Raw genomic sequence first — 23,419 nt, 5'->3', positions numbered from 1 at the left:
GATGAAAAGGTTCGATATTTACCATTTTTTTGAACGCATTCACCATGAAGTTATGCCTTGGTGAGCGCTACAATTTGATTATCAGATAGACAACAAAAAGAGATACCACGATGTCAGAATTTAAAAAACAGACCATTGCGATTATTGGTGCAACAGGCCAAGTGGGTACACCGTTGACTCGCACCTTGCTCAAGTTGGGTCATGATGTCATCGCGATTACACGTAACGTGCAATCAGGCTTATCGGATAAGTTGCAAGAATTTGCCGAAAAAGGCGCGCGCATTGTGGCAGTGAGCAACATAGCAGATCAGGATCTCATGGCGCAGGCGATTCAGGGGGCGGATGCCTTAGTCTGTGCTGTGCCGGGTGACCAGAACGTTATCAAAAACCTTGAACCCATCTGGTTAGAAGCCGCGCTGCAAGCAGGCGTGAAACGTTTTGTACCGACGGAATTTGGCGCTCATACTAGAGGGTTGGATTATGGCGATGGTAGCTTGTTTGATGTGAAGAAAGACTTTCATGAAAAGCTATTTAAGTCTGGCATTGGTTGGACATTCATTTATACCGGCGGGATTTTTGATTACTTCTTGCCAAACTTACGCTTCTTCCGAAAAATCACCACCTTTGGTGACATGGAATTGCCGATCTATACCCATGAAATCAATGATATCGGGCATATTGCTGCGCTGGCGGTCACCGATGATCGTACGCTAAATCGTTGTGTGCAGTTAGATTTTAACGTGTTAACTCAAACAGAGATGCTGGATTTGCTGCATAAGTCTCATCCTGATCATTCGTTTGAGTACGAGCACTTTTCTTCAGAATTTATTACGGAGCAGCGTTTAACGGCGAGCGATGCTGTGACGGCGAAAAAAGGGGCGGAGACGGATCGCGAACGATGGGGTATCAACTATGTTATCTACGTGATTGGCAAGTTGGCATTGTTTACCGATGAGACTGTTCGTGCATCGGAACTGTATCCGGATTACACGGTTTCCAAGACACCCGCGCAAGCCCTTGCTGATCCCGCGTTTGTTTTTGATGATGAATAGCTGAATCATCATACGAGGCCTCGACATTTCTGCCGAGGCCCATTATTTGTTAAGGATAAATACTACCCCTGTATTAACTTATAGCCCCTGCTGCTTACATTCCTCAAACCACGCATGAACTCGCTGACGTGTTTTCTCAGAAGGAATGGCATTCATAAAGCCTGCAATTTGTGATATTTCGTACGGAAACGCCTTCTTCCTATTGATAAAAATACCAATCGTCATACGTTCTGGGCTTTCCATTCGGTATGCCGCATAATGACCAGCAGCAATACGATTATGATATACCGCGATACAATGACGCTGCTGCTTGGCTTCCAAGCACAAGTCATCATAATCAACAATTTGACGGATCCCTTCTGCATTGGGCAAGCATACAGGGTATGGCTTATCAGTATCTTTCGGCTTCATGGCCTCAAAGCGCCGCTCCAGCTGTACCGCCACCCACTGATCATGCAATACGATAAGTTGCTCGACACTGTGTAGCCTCTCCACCCGAAGTACAGGATCAACTCCACCAATTGCTAGACCCAGCGCCAAGGTATCAGATAAATAAGTCACCAAATTACGACGTTCACGACGCGTGCTATGCGCAATAGCCATACCAAGACGGGTCCCCGTCAAAAATGGATGGGTATGATCCAATGCCAACGCGCTATAATTCACGCGATGGTAATGCTTAAACACTTTAAATCGGGAAAATGCGCTATCAAGCTGCTTAATAACATGAGGCAGCTCACTGGAGCGCTGATACGTAAGATCCAGTTTATCGATGAATTTAAGGGCAGATTTAGATGAATCGAATCCCAAGTGAGACAGTATCTCGCGCTGTCCCAAATTCGCCACCTCCAACGCCTTCTCATTGTCGACATTGTACTTATCGCAAATCAATACCAGCAAAAGCGGCCTGCACTCCAGAATTTGTCTGGCGCTAGAGCTGTTTACTGCTAACCACAACATCTGGTATTGATACTCAGGGAAAACGTCGGTAATTGCCAACAAGTCAGCGGGTATCGTACTAAGCCATTGCTGGCCTTCTTGGCTGCCACACAGCAAGTCCAAACCCAGCCCCAACCCACCATCCAATGGCTCCTGCTCGCCGGACTGGTAGACACGGCAACCACTCAACTTGTTATGCCAGTTATCCAATTCAATATCATAATTGAAACCAAGCATGGTTGTTGGAATCGTAATCATCGTGCTCATCGTGTGTTGTTACCTATTGTCGTTCTTTCGCTGATATAGACCCTAATCAGCGAGTGCTTACTATACATAGAGCTCTCGCTGACTGGATAATAGAGAAAATGCTATAACTGAAGCTAATTATAAGCTTGTGATATTTAATATAATCTGAGGTATAAAACCATACCTAACCGCAAAAGATCGGCACAAAAAAGGCCCAGTCTTTCGACTGAGCCTTCAGTGTAGTGGCGGATCGGCTGGGCTGGCACTCCAGCGGGACTCATTCGACCGCAGGACGAACTTAAATTCAGCACATACAAAAAAGGCCCAGTCATTCGACTGAGCCTTCAGTGTAGTGGCGGAGCGGCTGGGCTGGCACTCCAGCGGGACTCATTCGACCGCAGGGCGAACTTAAATTCAGCACATACAAAAAAGCCCCAGCATTTCTGCTGAGGCTTCGTTGTAGTGGCGGAGCGGACGGGACTCGAACCCGCGACCCCCGGCGTGACAGGCCGGTATTCTAACCAACTGAACTACCGCTCCAATTCTGTATGAAACCCGGTTTAACCCGATTTCTAGAATGTGGCGGAGAGATAGGGATTTGAACCCTAGATACGCTATAAACGTATGCCGGTTTTCAAGACCGGTGCTTTCAACCACTCAGCCATCTCTCCGTAAGTGCGGCGAATAATAATAGGTGTTGGGAACGTTGTAAACCCCCAAACAAACCAACCGTCCAAATATCACCCAACAAATTGATATTTGTGCATTTCAACGCCCAAATAGCATCATACGTCTGATAAAAATCCAAAATAAAAAAGCCTAACGGCAAATACCATTAGGCTCTACACATACCCGCTTGTTCAGTAAAATAATACGCCGGGTTGCTATTATTGGGCGATCAATGAAGAAACGTTGTTTTCTCACTCGCGCTGGTAGCCGTAAGATCGCCCGATGGGTTAATCAAGTGCGGCAAAATCTTCGCTAGATTCAATTCGATATCCTGATCGGCGACAGGATTAATCGCAACATGATACCAACCTAGCAAGCCCAGCACGGCGTAACCGATAGCATCGTCACTGTCGCGATGGTCAAGGATGATCTGCAGGAAACGCAAAATGGCCTTATCATTGGATTTTGCCTGCTCTAGCGTCTTGTTGTAAATTGCCTCGGCCTCGCAAACCAAGCCTTCGTATTCAGTTTCGATTGCCACCTTGAAAGAGCCGCCATCAACGGTAATTTTCATAGTATTCCACCCAATATTATTGTGGTGGTATAGTAACTAAAATTGTTCAGCAAGTCCCTTGTAGCACAATAAGTTAGTTGCAAATCGACACTTTCTTTGATTTGTCCCCACCACGTAGCTCACTCGCCTTACTAAGCAATACGTTTATTCGCCTTCACTTTCCAACAATAGATCATCCCCACGACGACGCTTGGGATAATCGAAGAAATAACATTTACCCTGTGATTCTGCGACCGCCTGCCAACAATCGGCATCAAAGCGAAACACGGCAATACCGCATGTGGGAATATTGTCAGCTTCCAAACCAAACATTTGCCCAAGTTGGGTAACGGCAGGGTTATGGCCCACCAGCATCAGCCTGTCGACGGTGTCTGGCGCATGGTGGATCACATCCATCAACTCCAGCGGGGACTCAGTATAGAGCTCGCTGCGCGCTTCCAGCTTGGGTTTGCAATCCAGCTCTTCGGAAAAATGAAACGCCGTCTGCGAGGCGCGCAAGGCGGTACTGGTCAAAATCAGCTGTGGCCCCAGTACCCAGCCGTTGAGTCGATGGATCATTTTGGGAATATTTTTCAGCCCACGGTTACTGAGCGGACGTTCATGATCGTCAAGCTGGGTATCATCCCACGACGACTTTGCATGGCGAACCAGAAATAATAACTTCATCGCTCCCCCCTATTACCTTAACGCCAATACGGCTGGCAGGTTCTAGCCATGCCAGCCAAGATGTTAAACAGCCCATCTAAACCAATAAGTTAAGTATATACCCAAGTTATCTCAGCGGCCGAATTCAAAACAAGCGCTACCCACTCACAGAAGGCGAATGGTGTTTCGCCTGTACTTATTAGATACCGACTTACATCGCCGCTTTGACTGCCCGAGCAAGACGGTCCGCAGCAAGATGCGGATCCACCGGCGTATCATTAAAATAGTCACTCACGATATCCAAAACAGCCGCCTGAACATAGCTGGTCGTTGCCAGCCCCTGCGATACGCTCGGCACCAGCCCGCCATGTGTCAACGACTGCTTGAATGCTGCCATAGAGGCCTGGGCACACTGATCAAACCGCCCCATGTCCATGTCCATACGCACCGGGATCGAGCCTTTGTGCTGGTTAAACTCCGCCTGAAAATCAGGATTCAGTATTGCACGGGCCAGATCCTCCTGCGCCGCACGCCCTTCTGGTTTTGCCTGCTTGAAGAACGCAAAACTATCGATATTGTAGGTAAACAAATCTCGGGTACCCGGTGCGGCAACACACAGGTAATCGATCCCTGCCACCTTGCCGTCTGCCGCAAATTCCCCTTTTGCCCAATCGCCCATGATCTGCATCGCCGCTCGGCCCTGACTCACCAATGCGGTGGCCTCGTTCCAGGTACGGCCGCGATAGTTGGGATCCACATAGTCACGGAATCGGCGGAACTGGGTAAAAACGTCTACCATTTTAGGGCCGGAAAGCACATCCATATCAAGGCCGACAAAAGCACGGCGATAATCCTGCGGGCCGAGTACCGCCAAGGCGACTGCCTCGAACAAGGTCACATTCTGCCAAGGTTGTCCGCCGTGGGCCAACGGGATAAAACCCGCCTGTTTAATTTTATCCGCAGCCGCAAAAAACTCATCCAAGGTCTGTGGTACATCAACCCCAGCCCTCTTCATCACCTGCGGGTTGACCCACAGCCAATTGACCCGGTGGATATTGACAGGAACGGCAACATAATTACCGTTGTACTGCATCAACTGCCTGACCACGGGTGGCAAAATCACACTCCAATGCTCATCATCGGCCACGTTGTCCAAATCCGTCAGAAAGCCCAGCCGTCCCCACTCTTGAATTTCGTGGCCTTTGATCTGTGCCGCTGACGGCGGATTACCGGAAACGGCCCGGGTCTTTAGCACCGTCATGGCGCTTTCACCGCCCCCGCCGGCAATCGCGAAATCCTTCCAGTGATACCCCTTGGCGGCCATTTGCTTCTTGAGCAGCTCAACCGATTTCACCTCACCGCCGGAGGTCCACCAGTGCAGCACTTCCACATCTGCCGCCGTGACCGAAAAAGAGGCACAGCCGGCCACTAACAGAGCACAGCCCCAAGTTCGCCATTGTGATGTTGTTCTTGCCATGTTTATTTCACGTCCAGTAAGCGAGGGATAAATACTTTCACCTCAAGCCCGCCATCCACTGCATTGTGGATGGCAATATCACCCCCGTGGGCACGAATGATATTGCGCGCAATCCCCATTCCCAATCCGTGACCTTCATCATCTTTTGCCAATCGCACATAGGGTTCAAACACCGCTTCAAGGGATTTCTCAGGGATCCCCGCCCCCTGATCCTTGATGATCACAATCAAAGAGGCCTTCTCATCCGCGACAATCACCTTCACCTCATCGCCGTACTTCACGCCGTTATCAATCAAATTACTGAAACAGCGCTTCAACGCCAATGGCTTGCCCATCAGAGGCGCCAAGCTCAATTGCGGCAAGGCAACCTTGGTACTGTGGCGATTGTGGCGCTCGGCAATACTTTGCAAAAGCTCGTTCATATCCACTTCAGACAGATTTTCATGCAGATCGGTATCTTTTACCGTCTGAAGCGCCCCTTTGACCATCATTTCAAGTTCGTCCAAATCACGGTTGAACTTCTCTACCTTGGCTTCGTCGTCGATCAGTTCGGCACGCAACCGCAGACGGGTGATCGGGGTTTTCAAATCGTGGGAGATCGACGAGAACAACTGCTCGCGATCATCAATGTAGCGTTGCACGCGCAACTGCATCCGGTTAAAGGCGCGTGTGGCTGTCACCAGCTCACTGGCGCCCTCTTCTTTTAGCGGCGGCTGGTAGATATCCATACTCATGGCATCGGCCGCTCTGGCCAATCTTCTGAGCGGACGGGTCTGGCGCCGGATCATGAAATAGGTAAACAGCAGCAGTAACGCCGTAATAGACACCATGAACAACATCTGCTCGCTGGTGATGATCTCGTCATCCAAGGTGACATAAGGCGCGGGCAGCAATGCGGCAATATAAAGCCACTCGTTTTCGGCCAGCTCAAGCTGCACCACCAATATCGGCGGGTTCAGCGGCTCCAAGCTCAAGGTATAGTGCGCCCATGAACGTGGCAGATCACTTAATAGAATATCGTTTTTCAGGACATGGAGTGTTTCGGGGCGGGAAAAATCAACGCGGATAACATCAAGGCTAGGGAGCTTTTCGTGAAGCACATCCTGAAAGACTTGTACCGCACGATCTTTCATCAGGGTACTGGGAATGGCATCAATCCTGATCTCTTCCTCATTGAAAGAGACGAAAAACCGGGTACCGCCCATATTACGAAGCTGGTCCAACACAATATGGCGATACTCAAGCGGCAACGATTGGAAGAACGTCACGGTCGAAGCAAACATATTGGCCATACTGGCCGAGGCGGACTCCAACCCTGCCAGATCCCGCTGTTTGGACTGGCCATACCAAATACTGGTCGCGATGACCTGCGCCAAGAATACCGCCAACAGGGTTAGCCAGAGGGTACGGGCCAGCAAGGAGGTCGGCCACCATTTTTTCATATTCATATTGCATCCTGACAGGGAGAGGCCGCCCCTGACAGGATCAGGCTGACATCCCTATTGCCTGTTATTCGTCTTCGTAGATGACTTCGGCATTGAACGAGTAGCCATTGCCGCGAATCGTTTTTATCAACCGCTGCTGGGTTCCCTTGTCACCCAAACGCTGGCGCAAGCGACTCAACTGAACGTCGATATTGCGCGCTGAAGGCGTCGCCTCCTTGCCGCGGGTCGCAAACGAAATGGTATCGCGATCAAGCACTTCATTCGGACGGGTCAGAAACAGCATCAGCAGGGCAAAATCACCGCCGCTGAGTTCATAATCCTTGTCTTTGTCCACATCCTTCAAACGCATCGCTGCCGTATCTAACCGCCAGTTGGCAAAACGAATAAACTTAGGGGCAGACGGCACCTGCTGAGCCTCGGTCGGCTTGACCCGACGCAATAGCGCCTTGATACGAGCCATCAACTGACGAGGGCTAAACGGCTTGGCGATATAATCATCAGCACCAAGCTCCAAGCCGATGATCTGATCCATTTCGTCCGAGACAGCGGTCAGCATAATAATCGGTACATCAGAGGTCTTGCGGATATACTGGCACAGGGTGAAGCCATCATCGCCCGGCATCATCACGTCAAGCAGTATCAAATCCGGGTAGCCCATCGCCAGACGGCGCTTCATCTCTTCGCCCTCGGCGGCCGTTGTCACGCTAAACCCGGCTTTCGTCAGGTATTCATCGAGCAACTCGCGAATTTCCTGATCATCATCAACCACAAGAACACGCTTGCTTGTACTCATTCACTTATCCTTCCACTTCTCGGCGCTATGCGATTGAAACCGACAACTACAGACCACATTCATTCACCGCCCAAACGGTTTCAATAGACTGTATCCGATCAAAAAAGGCGCATAACGCGCCTGATTGCCATGAAATAGCCCGGATCAATCAGGCTACAGCCATTTTATTTTTATATTTGGTGACGGCACGTTCAAAAAATTCGCGCTCGTCGTCATCGTCGATATTGCCGCCAATCTCGGCAAAAACCTCATAGCCCTTCTTGGCATTCTTAACTTGCCATACCGCATAGGCGGCCTGCTTATCCAGCTCGATACGGTTCTTTTCCGCGTCTGACAACAGGGTTAAATTGTGCATATATCCGATCCCAATGCGCTCATTGATTGCACCGCGATTCTAACGAAATAATCGAAAACTTTAAATATCAAAATAAAACGCCAAGGATCGCTGTTCGGCAACCCAAACGATCAGAAACCCAGCAGCCATTTGAAGGCAATGAAGAACCCGGCGACCACAGCCAAGGTTAGCGCCACACTAAAGGTCGAACTCAAATTGGCGGCACAGGGATTGCGGAGCACATCGCCCAGACTCGGTTCATCCAACCTGACAGGCTGACGCTGACTCTCGATCAATTCGTCCACATAGTAATGTACCGTCTCCAATGACTCCTCAACCGAATCGATAACCTGTGCGCCAAGCCACTTCTCCCGGTCGATCATCTGCTCGGCATTTACTTTGCGGATCTGGCCAAACTGACCGGTTCGACGGTCGATCACACTCACCAAAGTCTCGCCGCCCTCTTCCCCCCAAGCCCAGCATGGCAAGTAGCGACCTTCAATATTCACTTGGCTAGGGAAAGGGTATTCGGTATTGCGCATCATCTCGAGCAGGTAATCAATAGAGGTGCTGATGGCCTGCAACTGCTGCAAACCACTTTCCAGCCATTGGGAAAAGTTATTGCGAAAGGCACTTTGTCGAAGGGGGGCAACCCGCGAGACGCCACGCACCAAATAATCAACCACGATGGCACTGACCGATGCCTGATCGGGCCAATGCTGTTGGGCATACTCTGCAGGAAGGGTAAGCCGCTGGCATATCGTTCCACGGGGAGAAACCAGCATAAGGGCCTGCATGCCGGTAGTGGTCGACGTCGGGTCATAGCGTACCTGCCACGGGGTTGCTATCTCCTGCAGCATTACCCGATTCACCTGTGACACTGTTAACTGATAGTGTGCAAAGTTTGTCATAGGTTACCTCATGCTTGATCTGAAATGGGCAGGTACAGTGTATATAATCTGACCACACACAACCTTGATCCCTCTCTGATTTCGCAACCGAGGCACGCTATTTCCCACTTATTTATGTCTAGTGGGCATTTTCCCGCTACACACTACAAACTGGCACCGATACCAAACATGACTGAGTTATTGGTCACTTCTCCCATATCGCGGTATTCATAGCCCAACGAGAGATCGATAAACGGCAGCAGGGTAAACACGAAACCGGCTCCACCAGCAAAGCCCCACCCCGTTTCGCTGTCTTTGAACCCAGGGCGCTCGACATCGTAATCGTAATAATTGGTTCCGGCCTTGGCGTAGAGGTTCCCGATCAGCAACGGAATATCCCCGCGCAGGGTGATCGGAAACGAGGTGTAGTCAACCTCGTTGGTCGCGGCAAAACCATTTGCATCGACATCAACACTTCCCAACACCACTCCGGCATTCACACTGAGAAAATCAGAAAAGTGATAGCCCGCGTTCACGCCGTATTCAAAACCGTTATCGTTCTGCCCGTCATACTCTACCCGTGTTCCCCCAGCCGTTGCCCCAACTGATATCCCCAAAAGATCAGCACTGGCACTGCCTGCGGCAACCAGCATGAGTATTGCCATTACAACTCGCTTCATCACTTTCCCCTCTTGCCATTATGAACAACGTCCTCTTGTTTATGGTTAGCTCTAAACACAAAAAATTACCAATGTTCAGCCCTGGAGGCTGAGGCGCCCCCGTGGCCGGAATCAGTCTATGCTTAAGTGCGTGCCCTATTAACAGATAGGTCATTGGTGACGAGGAGGCAGACACTGTGCGACAGGGGCCTTATTCCATTTCCATTCCCATGCTCTTTGCTTTGCTTGGGCTGGCGATGGTCATTCTTGCAGGTTGCGGGCAAGATCCCACACCCGATGCCGATAGCATTTATATCAACGGCACTATCCTGACTATGGCCAAAGGCACAGATAGCGTCAGTGCCATCTCGTTTCGCGATGGCCGTGTACAGGCCATCGGCAGCCAGAGCGGGGTGATGCGCCACCAAGGGGACAACACCCAAATCATCGATCTCAACGGCAATACCATGGTTCCCGGTTTTATCGCTGCCAATGGCCAATTTACTGATTTGCTCAACCCACAGTCCACATTGGAAGACGTTCTTGCCAGTTATGCCAGACAGGGCATTACGACCTTGATCGGCAACGGTCTCAGCGCCGAATCCATCGCTAACTTGCAGTCTCACGCCGAGCGCCGGCCACTTCTTATCGATGTGGTTGTCATCCCTGTATACCCGGAGATCCAACAAATACTTGAAGATCACGGCGACGATATCGGCAAATACCAACAGCACCTTAAAATCACCGGCGTGCAATTTCGCCTCGACAACCCGCTGTCAAAATTTGGTGCCTGGATGGCCTATAGCTATAACGATCTCTCCTCTTTGCCCTACACCGGCTGGAAGGGAGAGCCCTTAGTCCCATTCAGGACGTTTCTCAGCCAATACCGCGATGCCGTCAGTAAAGACTTACAGGTCTTCGTCGAGGCCAGCGGCGATGCCGCCATCGATGCATTCATTCAGGCAGCCTATGAATTGAAAATCAACGCAGGCCAAGACAAGCGCCATACCATTGTGTTGTCGCGGTTTATGCGAATCAATCAGCTCTCACAATACCGAAAGCTGGGGGTAGTCGCCTGTTTTGATACCAGCAATATTTACCAAGAAGGAAAAACGGACATCCGCCTGCTGGGCAAATCACGCGCCGACGGACAAAGCCCGGTGCCCGTCGCGCTCCAAGAAGAGGTTACCGCCAGTAACCTTTGCCACCAGCTAACCCACCCCCCTGATACCCTGTTCATTCTCTGGAGCGCGGTCACCCGCCATACCCAGCAAAACGAAATCCTTGGCAGCCAGCTTCGCACGACACCCGCTCAAGCCCTGCGATCCATGACCATAGAGCCGGCCTACATGATATTTGAGGAGGACCGCAAAGGTACCCTGACACCGGGCAAAGTGGCCGATGCCGTGATCCTCTCAGGCAACCCACTCTCTGTACCTCCGGGGAAACTACGAGAAATCCAAATACAGGAAACCATCAAGAATGGCAGAACCATCTTTCACCGTCCTCCCGCTAGCACTCCATGAGCCATGTGGCAAATCTGCCCCATCTCAGCCACTTGGCACAATGAAATCCATTTCAATATCACATCAAAACAAATTTTCTTGCATAGCGATTCATTTTGAAAAAAACATCACAAAAACAAAATAAATACATGAAATAAAAGGACAAATAATAAGGAAATCGCATATTTCTTTTTTAGAAAAACACCTATCACGCAAACGATCACCTTCCCCTTTTCAACAGGTGAGGTAATCACTGGGCTATTTTTCTATAAGTGGTCGGGAAAATGTGAGTGAGATCTCAAGACAAAAGCCTCCCCTTGCTTACACTTCTTATCACCAAGGCAGCAATGACTTCCGGTCATTCAAGCTCCACCACGGCTTCCCCGAACAGCAATACCGGGAAGACGAATGTGAGTGGGCAAACCATCTACCTCAGGTAAACGATGGACATTACAACATGCTGCCGACAACAAACAGAACGAAACTGGAGTGAACTATGGCTACCCCACACATCAATGCTGAACTCGGTGATTTTGCACAAACAGTCCTGATGCCAGGCGACCCGCTACGCGCAAAATTCATCGCCGAAACCTACCTTGACGACGTTAAGCTGGTTTGTGATGTACGCAATATGTTCGGTTACACTGGCACTTACAAAGGCAAGCCGGTTTCAGTCATGGGTCATGGCATGGGCATCCCATCATGCTCAATCTATGTCCACGAGCTAATCAAAGACTTCGGTGTGAAGAACATCATCCGTATCGGTAGCTGCGGCGCCGTTCACGATGACGTAAAACTGATGGATGTGATCATCGGTATGGGTGCGTCTACCGATTCTAAAGTCAACCGTATTCGCTTTAGCGACCATGATTTCGCTGCGATTGCTGATTTCGGCCTACTAGAAACGGCCGTTGGCGAAGCCCGTGCCCAAAACGTACCGGTCCGTGTTGGTAACGTTTTCTCTGCAGACCTATTCTACAGCCCAGAAGCTGACCTGTTCGACAAGATGGAAAAGCTAGGTATTCTTGGCGTGGATATGGAAGCTGCGGGTATCTACGGTGTTGCCGCTGAGCTGGGTGCCAAAGCACTGACTATCCTGACTGTTTCTGACCACATCAAGCGCGGCGAGAAGCTTAGCGCAGAAGATCGCCAGAAATCATTCGGCCAGATGATGGACGTAGCTCTGGAAACAGCAATTAAGCTATAAGCGCTGAACCATCACGTTCGCTGCTATCAAAGAGCACTACGGTGGTCGATGCCCCCCGATGCATCGGCCACCTTTTTCCCCCGGAGCTCGTCACCCGACCGGGCGTCATACCAATATTCACACCAATATTGGTATGACGGACAATTAGTCTGTATAACGCTATTTCAATGACTGTTTACGGCTCAATATTATGTAAAATGTGGCGTCTTACACAATTTGATTGGTCATGCTCGCATGCCCAGTAAACAAACCCGAATTAGCATGTGCAGCGCTAATGGTATAGGGGGGCGGACAATCTACCTCCCTATACCACCCTCTCGTACAGGCCAGCCCCCTCTACTCGCGCGCATTCTTTTGCTTCACACCACGGATTAAGGTTAGGCTGATATGATAAATACAGACCGAACAGACAATGACGTATCCTTATTGCCTGAAGCCGCCAACAACCAGCAATTAAACCACTGCAAAACAGTAGGCTGTGTTAATTTTGGGTCAACCGATCCCAACCATTACGTTCTTCAGCGTAACAACCCGAACAAACCGCTATTGGTCTGCCGCGAATGCGGGGCATTTCCCCCGTTGATCAACAACCAAGACGTAATGCAGGAAGTTCGCCGCCTCCGGCAACAACAGACATGCGGCCTGCCGGCATGCACTAATCCTGATTGCGAAAATATCACATTGCCGGTGCTTACCCATCGCCAGCACTACCATGCCTTTGGCTTTAGCGGCGACAGGCAGCGCTATCGTTGCAAATCATGCCAGACGACATTTGTCGACCGCTGGTCAGGCTTCAACACCAAAAATACCCTACAGCAAAAGTTATTGGCGATGCTGTTCACCGGTTACTCGGTACGTGATATCTGCCGCCGCCTGAAGATGAACCCCAAGTCGTTCTACGATCAGCTATCACATATTGCCAGCCGTTGCCGTCGCCAGCTGGCGATGTTCGATGCTCGTCTGTGCAAACACAGCAAACAGCTGTCTCTGGCTTCCAACATCCGCGTTCTTCAGCCCCAAAGCGAAAACGGGGTAAACTGGATTGCCAGTTGCGAGGCTTTTTCGGGCTATGTGCTGGCGCAAGATACCAACTATCAGTCATCCGACGCCGAAACCCTCAGCGAGCAGCATGATCCTTACCAGACCGGTACCCGGTTTATGGCTCATCCACCGGCTCAAATCATCGAGGTGCCACCCAGCCAACCACAGGGGCTGCTGGCCCGTATCGACGGCACTTACCGTGCTGTGATGTCGCGGCCCAACCTCGAAAACCCACTCACCAGCCTGCCGCGAATCAACTACCCGGCCAAAGGCTGCCTGATCCGCCCGCAATATACCGTGTATGCCCACTACCTGTATCTGCGGGAAATGCTGACCGACAATGAGACCCTGTCGATCTTTATGCCGCAGGAACCGCTGTTGCGTTCGGCCTGCATCTCGATTTTCACCGATCGCATCAAGGCACGTACCCTGCATCCGGTTTATGTCGAAGCCGATGCTGGCTGGCAGCATGGGCAGCCGGCCAACAAAGTCGATATCGTGATGATGGGATGGTGGCGCGATCGCTGGGCGTTTACCCGCGATGGTGAGTTAAGCAAGGGGATCTGCCATTTGGGCGGCGAAAAAGGCAATGAGACAAAATGGCTTGAGCACGCCAGTCACGATACCGTGCGCCGCTACCAGCAGCGTTTTCATGACCAGTTCAGCCAGCTAGTCAATGAGCCTAGGCGCAAACTACGCCCAGGAGGACTGATGCCGCTGCTGGATATTTACCGGGCTTGGCACAATTTGTGCCATCAGGAAAAAAATGGCCTGACTCCTGCCCAGCAGATCGGACTGGTCAATGCCCCTCTGACCCTAGAGCAGTTACTGAGCTGAACACCACACGACGCTACACATAACAACGCCGTGCTTTGAAACGCATTCACCCCATTCTCATTGCATCATGCACTCGCTGAGAGTGCGGCTTTTTTATGATAGGGAGATCGAATTTCTCCCTCTCTGCCTATACCTACCATTGATACCCCTTGCATCTTATACCAAAATGGCTATTACCCTCGGCAACGTGCAGCTGCAAATGGGATAGGCGGTTTTCGGTTATATTGCCCCTCCCCCGCAAAAGCACATTGTTACCCAGCAAGGCGTGCTGGCCTGTAGGGCTCAAACGGACTTTGGGAGTATTTTCTTGAGATTTTTTCCACATCGAATAAAACCCATCCTGCTTGGCAGCATGTTATTTATCGGCATTGCGCCAGCATTATTGTTTACCTGGCTAAGTAGCAATAAGCTCACGGATGTCGCCACGGCACAAATCGCAAAGGGACTGACCGCTAGAGCAGAGCTTGCAGCGCATAATCTTGATGATATCCTCACCCAGCGCTTTCTCAGCATTGAAAAACTGGCAAAATCGCCGGTTTTCGAACTTGCCCCCACCCTCCATGCGGATGGCTCCGAGCTGATCACCCGTTACCTCCGAGAACTGGTAGCCGTTGACCCAGGGTTTGCACAAATTGACCTACTCAAACTGGACACAACGAATTCTGTAAATCCAGTGTTCCAAATCGTGGCAAGTTCCAATGATGATACCGCCTTTCCCGAGGCAAGCCGTCAGCTACCCAGCCTGTTAGCGCAGGCCGGATTCACCCAAATTCGCCAGCAGCTCTCGATGCTGACAGACCAGCAGAAGTTGGTGCTATCCTCCCAGCCCCAATACCACGGTAATCAAGCCCACATCTACATGATTACCCGGGTGGCCCATGAGCATCGCATTACCGATACCCACGAACATTACCTACTTATTCGCTATCAGCTCAATGAGCTCAACAGCCAACTTACCTTCCTGGGCGAGCAAATCGGCAGTTCCGACTACATCATGCTAATCAACCAACAGACACAGGTTATTTTGGCAGGGCGACACCAAGGCCAACCGCAACCGATTTTCCAAACATTCCAAGCGTTCTACCGCCAGTTGCAACAAAATATCACCGATGATGCTCTGCTCCACTTCGAAGACAGCAACGCCAACCAAATCGTCGCCACTATCGTGCCGCTTACCAACCACCATCCGGATATGCCCCAGTGGCAACTGGCCATCCTGACGCCCAAGCATGCCCTAACAGCCACGATTGAATACCTGCAGCACTATTTCCTGCTGGTTCTGGGGCTCACCGCCGCCGTGGTCTGTGCGCTCTCTCTGGTACTGTCACGCCGTTTGACCAGCCCCCTGGCCAAGCTGTCACGCTTTGCCGCCCAGTTCAAACTGGGCAACTTCAAACGCAATGAGAATTTCCAAGGGCCACATGAATTTCAGGTTCTCAATGATGCCCTGAACCAAGGCGCTGACAAGATCGCCTACGATACCCAGCGCCTCAATCAGGCACTCAACAAAGCAGAAGCCGCGGACCGTGCAAAATCCGCCTTCTTGGCCAACTTGTCCCATGAAATTCGCACCCCGATGAACGGGATGCTCGGTTTATCCCAGCTTCTACTCAAAACCGAACTCGACAACAAACAACAGCAGCACCTCACCACCTTGATGGATTCAGGCAAGCACATGATGTCGCTGCTCAATGACATCCTCGATTTTTCAAAGATCGAACAAGGCCAGCTCAAGCTTGACCCGACTCACTTCTGCTTTGCCGATTTGGTAGGCGCAATAGAAAGCACCTATCATTCGCTAGCCAAGGAAAAAGGGCTAAGTTTTGACATTCACTGCAAATTCGACCGTAATCGGTGGTTCTACGCCGACAAGGCCCGGATCCGGCAAATACTGTTCAACCTACTCAGCAATGCCATCAAATTTACCGAGCGCGGCCGGATCGAAGTGACCTTATCGATTAGCGATACGGATGATTCCGGCAATTACACCCTGACCATCATTACCAAAGACAGCGGTATCGGCATCCCGACAGACCGGCTAATGCTCATTTTCGATCCCTTCGCCCAGGCTGAAGCGTCCACTAGCCGCCGCTTCGGGGGAACCGGTCTTGGGCTGAGTATCGTCAAGCAGCTCACCCAACTGATGCACGGCGACATCAACGTTCAAAGCCTTGAAGGCATTGGCTCGACATTCACCGTGACTGTTGCCCTACGCGAGGGGAATTACGTCAACGACACTGTCGAAACCATCGAGTTTGACCGTGCAGCCTTTGCCAACTGCCATGTACTTATCGTTGAAGACAACAACCTCAATGTCATGATCATCGACACCTTCCTCAAACAACGCGGGTTCAAAACCTCCGTTGCCGAAAACGGGGCCGAAGCACTGGCGATTATCGACAAACAAGCCTTCGATCTGGTACTGATGGACAACCATATGCCTGTCATGGATGGTATCGAAGCTACACGGCGTATTCGTAAACTCCGCACACCCGCAGCAGAATTGCCTATCTTTGCCTGTACCGCTGATGTCTTTGCCGAAACCCAGCGCAATATGCTCAATGCGGGGGTTGACTGTGTGATCACAAAACCGCTCGACGAGCGCAAACTCGTCGATGCGCTGGTTCGATTCAAAAGCAAAATCATGCGGATGACCCGTCTTTACCAACAATCACCACTAACAAATACGCCGCGACCAATACCGTCGCAGGAACAAATAACGCAACAAGAAGAGCCCAAAATCATAACTACCGAGCCGGTACCATCAGCAAAGAAAGTAGACGGTGCCACAGCTCAGTCACCTGCATCACAAACATCTGCCGGCGAAGACGTTATCGAGATAACTCTCGACGAGCCATCGCCAGCAATAGCCAGCGCCTCCCCTTTCAAGCAAAAGGCACTGTCGCAGGTCAACATTGACGGTCTGCTTGACATGATGGATGGCGACGAGGCACTAGCCGCGCAGTTTTTGCATATGTTCTGCGATGAACACCAGCACGATATCGAGCGCTTCAAGCACGCGCTGGCACACAATGATATCGACAAGGCTATGCTGATCAGCCACTCACTCAAAGGCGCATCGGGCAGTATCTGTGCAAACTTCCTCTATCAGACAGCTACCGTACTTGAAAAAACCGTCAAACAAGGAGAGTCCCCGACAGAAACCCAAATCAGCAATGCCGCCTGTGCATTGACTGCTCTTGTGACAGAGATCAAAAACAACGTAACATCTACGGCAGAGTAACCCGAATCAAATAACGAAACACGCTCGGTGCATCCTACACAAAGGTGTGCCGAGCATTGCCCCAATGGCACTCCCCTCACAATAAAAGACAAGAAAAACCACTCAGTAAAAAGCCTAATTTCCGCCATTCGTCATTTTTCGTCCCCGTTATACATGTCAAAATTGACAAAAATATAATTAAAGGCAGAGAGATGCGAAAAATTAACGACTTGGACTTAAAGCTGCTCCACTTATTTGTCACCATCGTCGAAAGCGGCGGGTTCTCGGCAGCCCAGTTCAAATTGAACATGCACCAATCAACCATCAGTACCAAAATGCATGATCTCGAAGTCAGGCTCGGCATGACGCTGTGCCAACGAGGACGCAAAGGCTTCAAGCTGACTCAGGACGGCGAGAAAGTCTACGCACTGTGCCAGCAGCTGTTCCAGAATATCCTGCATTTCGAAGAACGGATCGATGCTATCCGCAACGTATCCCGCGGCCACATCACCCTCGCACTGATCGACAACCTTGCCACCAACCAGGCCTGCCAAGTACAAAAAGCCATCCGCCAGTTCTGTACCGACCACCCACAAGTCAGCTTCAGTACCGGGATTTGGGATTCCTACCAAATTGAAATGATGCTGCTCGAAGGCAAAGTCGAACTCGGGATCACGTCATCGGAAATACAAAAAGATGGCCTGCGTTACATTCACCTATTCAGCGAAAGGCAATCGCTGTACTGTGCCTGTGACCACCCTATTCTGCAGGACAACGCCCCGATCAGCCTCGAGTCGCTCCAGTGCCATGCTCTGGTTGATCGTGGCTTGTCCCACAGCATCACGCCTCTGAGCAATAACCGCGATGTCCAGCACCTCGCCAGCAGCACCAATATGGAAGCTACCGCCCACCTGCTGCTCTCTGGCAACTTTATCGGCTACCTACCCGATCACTATGCCCGGATCTGGGAGCAGCAAGGAGACATTGTCCGCCTGCCGGCTCCACAGTTCGACTACCTGACCCATTTTCACCTGACCATTCGCGACAACGACGAGCATTCAGTCGCCGCGTCCAAACTCATCGAGGCCATCATCGCGGCCCACCAGCACACCAGCGGAAAAATTGCCGCGAGTTAACCCAGCCCCGTTAAGCGTGACATGCATATTCCCCCACCGATGGGGGAATATTTTGCAACCTTCATAAATACTTGCCAATTTCACCATGTAAGCATTCCGAATCCTTTATTTAACGCCGCGCCAAATCCGTGCTCAATAACAACCATGTTCCTCATTCAGGCCATCCGCGATACACGCCACTATCCCATCAAAACAGATAACGGCAACCAGTGCCAACGGACATGGCTTGCCCAAACACGGAAAGAGCACCATGAGTACATACCCTAGAATCAACATCCATCTCGCCACCATTACCGGCAATACCCGTGCTATGGTCAGTGCCTGCCAAGAGGCGGGGGTTAGCCCGGCTGGCGTCACCAAGCTCGCCTGCGCCTACCCGCAAATCGGGCAGGCAATATTGGATGGCGGGATTTCGCTACTGGCCGATTCCCGGATCAACAACCTGAAGAAACTCAAACCGCTGCACGCCAAAACCTTGCTGCTCCGGCTGCCAGCGATTAGCGAAGCCGACGATGTGGTGCGCTACGCCGATATATCTCTCAACTCCGAAAGCGCGACACTCAAGGCCCTGTCAGAAGCGGCATTGCGCCACAACACGATCCACCAAGTCATCGCCATGCATGATCTCGGCGATCTCCGCGAAGGTGCCTACTACCGCGAAGAAACATTGGCCCTATGCCGCGAGGCAATGGCACTGCCGGGGATCGAACTGGTTGGGCTGGGAACAAACCTTGCCTGCTACGGCGGTGTTGAACCCACAACGGAAAACCAAAGCCGTCTAGCATCTCTGGCACAAGAGATCGAAACCGAGCATGGGATAACCCTTCGCTACCTATCAGGAGCCAGCTCAGCAGGCCTTGGGCTGATGCTCAACAACCAACTGCCAGATGCCATCAACCAACTTCGTCTGGGTGCATCGCTGCTGATGGGCATTGGCCTCAACGACGAGCCCGTACCGGGAACCAGACAGGATACCTTCAGCCTCGATACCGAAATTATCGAGATTAAATGCAAGCCATCGGTCCCCGAGGCTTCGACAGCCCTAGATGCTTTCGGCAACAAACCGGAGTTTGTCGACCGGGGGATCCGCCGCCGGGCTATTTGTGCCATCGGCAAACAGGATGTCGATCCGAACCAGCTCACACCGCGCGACAGTAAGATCATCATCATCGGCGGCAGCAGTGATCACCTGATCGTTGATATCGACGATTGCGACACCGATTACCGAATCGGCAGCACCCTGACATTCGACCTGTCATACAGCGGGGTACTGCAGTGCATGACATCTGAATACGTCAACAAACACTTTATTTGATCCAAGCCTATCGCAAATACGACAACTTACCGTTTCGACAACATCTGCCGCCGGATAGCCAGCCCCAGCGGCTAAGGAAAACACCATGTTTAGGATAAAAAAGTTTCCCAATACCTTTACCATTCTCTTCGTGCTCATTGCCTTCTTCTCGATCCTGACCTACCTCCTGCCCGCAGGTAAATACGTCCGAGAGATGAATGAGCAACTCGGCCGTGAAGTGCCGGTACCCGGCTCGTACCATATTATCGAGTCGACACCGCAAGGTTTTTTCGAAACACTGATGGCACCTATTTCTGGGTTTTATGACCCTATCTCCGGCGTCATCGGGGCGATCGACGTCAGCCTGTTCGTCCTGATGGTGGGGGGATTCCTTGGCATAGTGACTAAAACCGGTGCTATTGATACCGCTATTGCCCGAATTATGGTGCTGCTCAAAGGCCGGGAGATATACATGATCCCCATCCTGATGTGCCTGTTTGCGCTCGGCGGCACCTCGTATGGCATGGCTGAAGAATCACTGGCATTCTATGGCCTGCTGATCCCGATTTTCATGACCGCCCGTTTCGATCCACTGGTTGCTGTGGCCGTCATTTTCGTCGGCACCGGTGTCGGTACGCTTGGCTCAACCATCAACCCGTTCGGCACTGTTATTGCGTCTAACGCCGCCAGCGTCGATTTCATTAGCGGGATTGACCTGCGCTTTATCATCCTTGGCGTCGCACTGGTTGCCGGTTGTGCCTACGTAATGCACTACGCCCGTAAAATCCAACGTGATCCTAGCGCATCATTAATCGCCCATTTGCACGACGAGCATCGCCAGCACTTTCTCGGCAACAAAGCAGATTCAAGCGAACTGGCTCCGCTTACCCTGTCGCAAAAATGCGTGCTGTTCCTGTTTATCCTCACTTTTGCCATCATGATCTACGGCGTATCAAGTCAGGGCTGGTGGATGGCTGAAATGGCAACCCTGTTCATTTTCATGGGGATCCTATGTGGTATCGTCGGCCGCCTGAGCGAAGACGATCTGATCAACAGCTTCGTCGCGGGTGCTGCCGATCTGATCGGCGTGGCCCTGATTGTCGGCGTGGCGCGCGGTATCGTGGTGATCATGGAAGCAGGCAACATTACCGACACCATCCTCAGCTATGCTGAGACACTGGTGGCTGGCAAAAGCTCCATCCTGTTTATCAACACTGTTTACTGGATTGAGATGCTGCTCTCTTTCATCGTGCCGTCTACCTCTGGCCTCGCGGTAATGAGCATGCCGATTCTGGCTCCATTGAGTGACTTCGCCAACACAGGGCGCGAACTCGTGGTAACCGCCTTTATGAGTGGTATCGGTACCATCCTGTTCATTACTCCAACTTACGGTGTGCTCATGGGTGGTCTGGCCATCGCCAAAATTCCATACGGCACTTGGCTGAAGTTCATCGGTCCATTGGTTGGCTTCTTCATGGTGCTCAATACCATTGTGCTCTCTGTTGGTGCTGCGCTATACAGCTAACGCCCTCTCCCTTTCAACTCTTTGGGTTCCCGCACATCACGGGCGGGAACCTTACCCTTCGCTTAACGCACATCGTTTACACCCATTTCATCTGCCTCTTCTCCCGTTGTACTGGCATACTGCTTATCTTATATAGCTAGGCTACCAGAGCCGTGTGATTGGGCCGGCCAAAGACCCCCCCTCGCTTATGAAAACAAACTGATTCAAGACTGGGCAAAAGATGCGCTGAAACAGACACCACAACCAAGCAAATGATCACATAAATGATCATTTGCTCACAGATGAGCAATCAACATCAGAATAAAACAACGGTCTTTACTGGCTATTTTTACACCATCCAGCGATTAAAAAATCAAATAATGAGATCGAAGCACGGTTTAGGTATAAATCAATTTGACAAAATAGGGGTAAATGCTAAATATCGATATATCAATTGTTCTTAGCCAATCCATTTGTTCAAAGCATCCAGCGAGTGCTTATTACAACAAGGTTAAGAAGACGTAACTTTATTTGGCTACTTTTAAGCTAGCATTGAGACAATGCCCACACGAGAAGGTCGAGAGATATGAGCACTAAATTGGAACAACTACGCGCACTAACTACTGTTGTTGCTGACACTGGTGAAATTGACGCTATCAAAAAATACCAACCAGAAGATGCTACTACCAACCCTTCTCTGATCCTGAAAGCTGCACAAATCGAAGAGTACGCACCACTTATCGACCAAGCAATTGCCTATGCAAAAGCACAGAGCGATGACAAGGCACAGCAAGTACAAGACACTTGCGACATGCTGGCAGTTAACATCGGTAAAGAAATCCTAACCGTAATTCCTGGCCGTATCTCTACAGAAGTTGATGCTCGTCTTTCTTACGACACTGAAGGCAGCATCGCCAAAGCACGCCAGCTAATCAAAATGTACAACGATGCCGGCATTACAAATGATCGCATCCTGATCAAACTGGCCTCTACTTGGGAAGGTATTCGCGCAGCTGAAGTTCTAGAAAAAGAAGGCATCAACTGTAACCTAACGCTTCTATTCTCTTTTGCTCAGGCTCGTGCTTGTGCTGAAGCTGGCGTATTCCTGATTTCACCATTCGTTGGCCGCATCATGGACTGGTACAAAGCCAAAGAAGGCCGTGATTTCGAAGCTCAAGAAGATCCAGGCGTACTGTCTGTATCGACTATCTACAACTACTACAAAGAGCACGGCTACAACACTGTTGTTATGGGCGCGAGCTTCCGTAACATCGGCGAAATCCTTGAGCTTGCAGGTTGTGACCGCCTGACTATCGCCCCTGCCCTACTGGCAGAACTTGAAGCCGCAGAAGGCGAAGTGGTTGCCAAACTGACTGCTGCGACTGAAATCAAAGAGCGCCCAGCTGCGATGACTCACGCTGAATTCCTATGGGAACACAACCAAGATGCAATGGCAGTAGAAAAACTGGCTGAAGGCATCCGTAACTTCGCTATCGATCAGGGCAAACTAGAAGCGATGATCGCAGAGCGTCTATAATTCCCGATACCTAATTTTGAAAGCGGCCGTTAAGCCGCTTTCTTCCTTTTTTGATTAAGACAAATTCTAGAATGGAAACGAATATGGAACGTAAAGTGTTGGCAAATGCAATCCGTGCCCTGAGCATGGACGGTGTACAGCAAGCAAACTCTGGCCACCCAGGTGCCCCTATGGGTATGGCTGACATTGCCGAAGTTCTATGGCGCGGCCACATGAACCACAACCCGCAGAACCCTGCGTGGGCTGACCGCGACCGCTTCGTGCTGTCAAACGGCCACGGTTCAATGCTGATTTACTCTCTACTTCACCTGACTGGCTACGATCTGTCTATCGATGATCTGAAGAACTTCCGCCAGCTGCATTCAAAAACACCTGGCCACCCAGAATACGGCTACGCACCGGGTGTTGAGAC

18 protein-coding genes, 2 tRNA genes and 1 pseudogene are annotated in these 23,419 nt (G+C 50.9%); 10 read left to right on the top strand and 11 right to left on the bottom strand.

Annotated features, from left to right (window positions below):
• Positions 1-110 precede the first annotated feature (110 nt).
• Complete coding sequence (locus ABT56_RS17900) at positions 111-1,052, top strand: NmrA family NAD(P)-binding protein (RefSeq protein ID WP_047880280.1); 942 nt, start codon at positions 111-113, stop codon at positions 1,050-1,052.
• A 78-nt stretch (positions 1,053-1,130) separates the two neighbouring features.
• On the opposite strand, the gene ABT56_RS17895 is transcribed toward ABT56_RS17900, so the two are convergent.
• From ABT56_RS17895 to ABT56_RS17845, 11 genes are all read right to left on the bottom strand, one after another.
• Positions 1,131-2,258: a PcfJ domain-containing protein gene (locus tag ABT56_RS17895; protein ID WP_047880279.1), complete on the bottom strand. Its 1,128-nt coding sequence runs from the start codon at positions 2,256-2,258 to the stop codon at positions 1,131-1,133.
• 442 nt (positions 2,259-2,700) lie between these two features.
• Positions 2,701-2,777, bottom strand: a tRNA-Asp gene (locus tag ABT56_RS17890).
• Positions 2,778-2,817: 40 nt separating this feature from the next.
• Positions 2,818-2,908: transfer RNA gene (locus ABT56_RS17885), tRNA-Ser, on the bottom strand.
• A gap of 227 nt (positions 2,909-3,135) precedes the next feature.
• Positions 3,136-3,480 (bottom strand): hypothetical protein, encoded by a 345-nt coding sequence (locus tag ABT56_RS17880; protein WP_047880278.1) that lies wholly within the window; start codon positions 3,478-3,480, stop codon positions 3,136-3,138.
• 144 nt (positions 3,481-3,624) lie between these two features.
• Positions 3,625-4,146 (bottom strand): SixA phosphatase family protein, encoded by a 522-nt coding sequence (locus tag ABT56_RS17875; protein ID WP_047880277.1) that lies wholly within the window; start codon positions 4,144-4,146, stop codon positions 3,625-3,627.
• A gap of 190 nt (positions 4,147-4,336) precedes the next feature.
• Entirely contained in the window at positions 4,337-5,602 is a 1,266-nt protein-coding gene (locus ABT56_RS17870; RefSeq protein ID WP_084722380.1) for an ABC transporter substrate-binding protein, read from the bottom strand.
• A gap of 2 nt (positions 5,603-5,604) precedes the next feature.
• Positions 5,605-7,050, bottom strand: coding sequence for an ATP-binding protein (locus ABT56_RS17865; RefSeq protein ID WP_047880276.1), 1,446 nt, complete (start codon positions 7,048-7,050; stop codon positions 5,605-5,607).
• Positions 7,051-7,111: 61 nt separating this feature from the next.
• The gene (locus ABT56_RS17860; protein WP_047880275.1) at positions 7,112-7,840 is read right to left on the bottom strand and encodes a response regulator; all 729 of its coding nucleotides are present in this window, start codon (positions 7,838-7,840) and stop codon (positions 7,112-7,114) included.
• 148 nt (positions 7,841-7,988) lie between these two features.
• Positions 7,989-8,195: a DUF3283 family protein gene (locus ABT56_RS17855; RefSeq protein ID WP_047880274.1), complete on the bottom strand. Its 207-nt coding sequence runs from the start codon at positions 8,193-8,195 to the stop codon at positions 7,989-7,991.
• 110 nt (positions 8,196-8,305) lie between these two features.
• Positions 8,306-9,085, bottom strand: coding sequence for a hypothetical protein (locus ABT56_RS17850; RefSeq protein WP_047880273.1), 780 nt, complete (start codon positions 9,083-9,085; stop codon positions 8,306-8,308).
• Between the two features lie 143 nt (positions 9,086-9,228).
• Positions 9,229-9,744 carry an outer membrane beta-barrel protein gene (locus tag ABT56_RS17845; protein WP_047880272.1) on the bottom strand — a complete coding sequence of 172 codons (516 nt, stop codon included), beginning with the start codon at positions 9,742-9,744 and terminating at the stop codon, positions 9,229-9,231.
• Between the two features lie 176 nt (positions 9,745-9,920).
• Here ABT56_RS17845 and ABT56_RS17840 point away from each other — a divergent pair, with 176 nt between their 5' ends.
• The 9 genes and pseudogenes from ABT56_RS17840 to ABT56_RS17800 all read left to right on the top strand — a co-directional run.
• Positions 9,921-11,249: an amidohydrolase family protein gene (locus ABT56_RS17840; RefSeq protein WP_157037894.1), complete on the top strand. Its 1,329-nt coding sequence runs from the start codon at positions 9,921-9,923 to the stop codon at positions 11,247-11,249.
• Between the two features lie 475 nt (positions 11,250-11,724).
• On the top strand, positions 11,725-12,435 hold the full coding sequence (deoD, locus tag ABT56_RS17835) for a purine-nucleoside phosphorylase (RefSeq protein ID WP_047880270.1): 711 nt from the start codon (positions 11,725-11,727) through the stop codon (positions 12,433-12,435).
• Positions 12,436-12,822: 387 nt separating this feature from the next.
• A complete protein-coding gene (locus ABT56_RS17830) occupies positions 12,823-14,313 on the top strand; it encodes a lactate dehydrogenase (protein WP_047880269.1) in 1,491 nt (496 codons plus the stop codon).
• 307 nt (positions 14,314-14,620) lie between these two features.
• Entirely contained in the window at positions 14,621-17,557 is a 2,937-nt protein-coding gene (locus tag ABT56_RS17825) for an ATP-binding protein (RefSeq protein WP_047880268.1), read from the top strand.
• Between the two features lie 191 nt (positions 17,558-17,748).
• Positions 17,749-18,672, top strand: coding sequence for a LysR family transcriptional regulator (locus ABT56_RS17820; protein ID WP_047880267.1), 924 nt, complete (start codon positions 17,749-17,751; stop codon positions 18,670-18,672).
• A 250-nt stretch (positions 18,673-18,922) separates the two neighbouring features.
• On the top strand, positions 18,923-19,987 hold the full coding sequence (locus tag ABT56_RS17815; protein ID WP_047880266.1) for an alanine/ornithine racemase family PLP-dependent enzyme: 1,065 nt from the start codon (positions 18,923-18,925) through the stop codon (positions 19,985-19,987).
• Between the two features lie 85 nt (positions 19,988-20,072).
• On the top strand, positions 20,073-21,491 hold the full coding sequence (locus tag ABT56_RS17810; RefSeq protein ID WP_047880265.1) for a YfcC family protein: 1,419 nt from the start codon (positions 20,073-20,075) through the stop codon (positions 21,489-21,491).
• Between the two features lie 565 nt (positions 21,492-22,056).
• Positions 22,057-23,007 (top strand): transaldolase, encoded by a 951-nt coding sequence (gene tal, locus ABT56_RS17805; protein WP_047880264.1) that lies wholly within the window; start codon positions 22,057-22,059, stop codon positions 23,005-23,007.
• Positions 23,008-23,090: 83 nt separating this feature from the next.
• Positions 23,091-23,419 (top strand): annotated as a pseudogene (locus tag ABT56_RS17800) (transketolase); the annotation flags it as partial.

The sequence above is a fragment of the Photobacterium aquae genome, assembly GCF_001029445.1.
GTDB lineage: Bacteria > Pseudomonadota > Gammaproteobacteria > Enterobacterales > Vibrionaceae > Photobacterium > Photobacterium aquae.
Note: the sequence above shows the minus strand (reverse complement) of the source record. Positions and strands in the feature narration are given on the sequence as shown.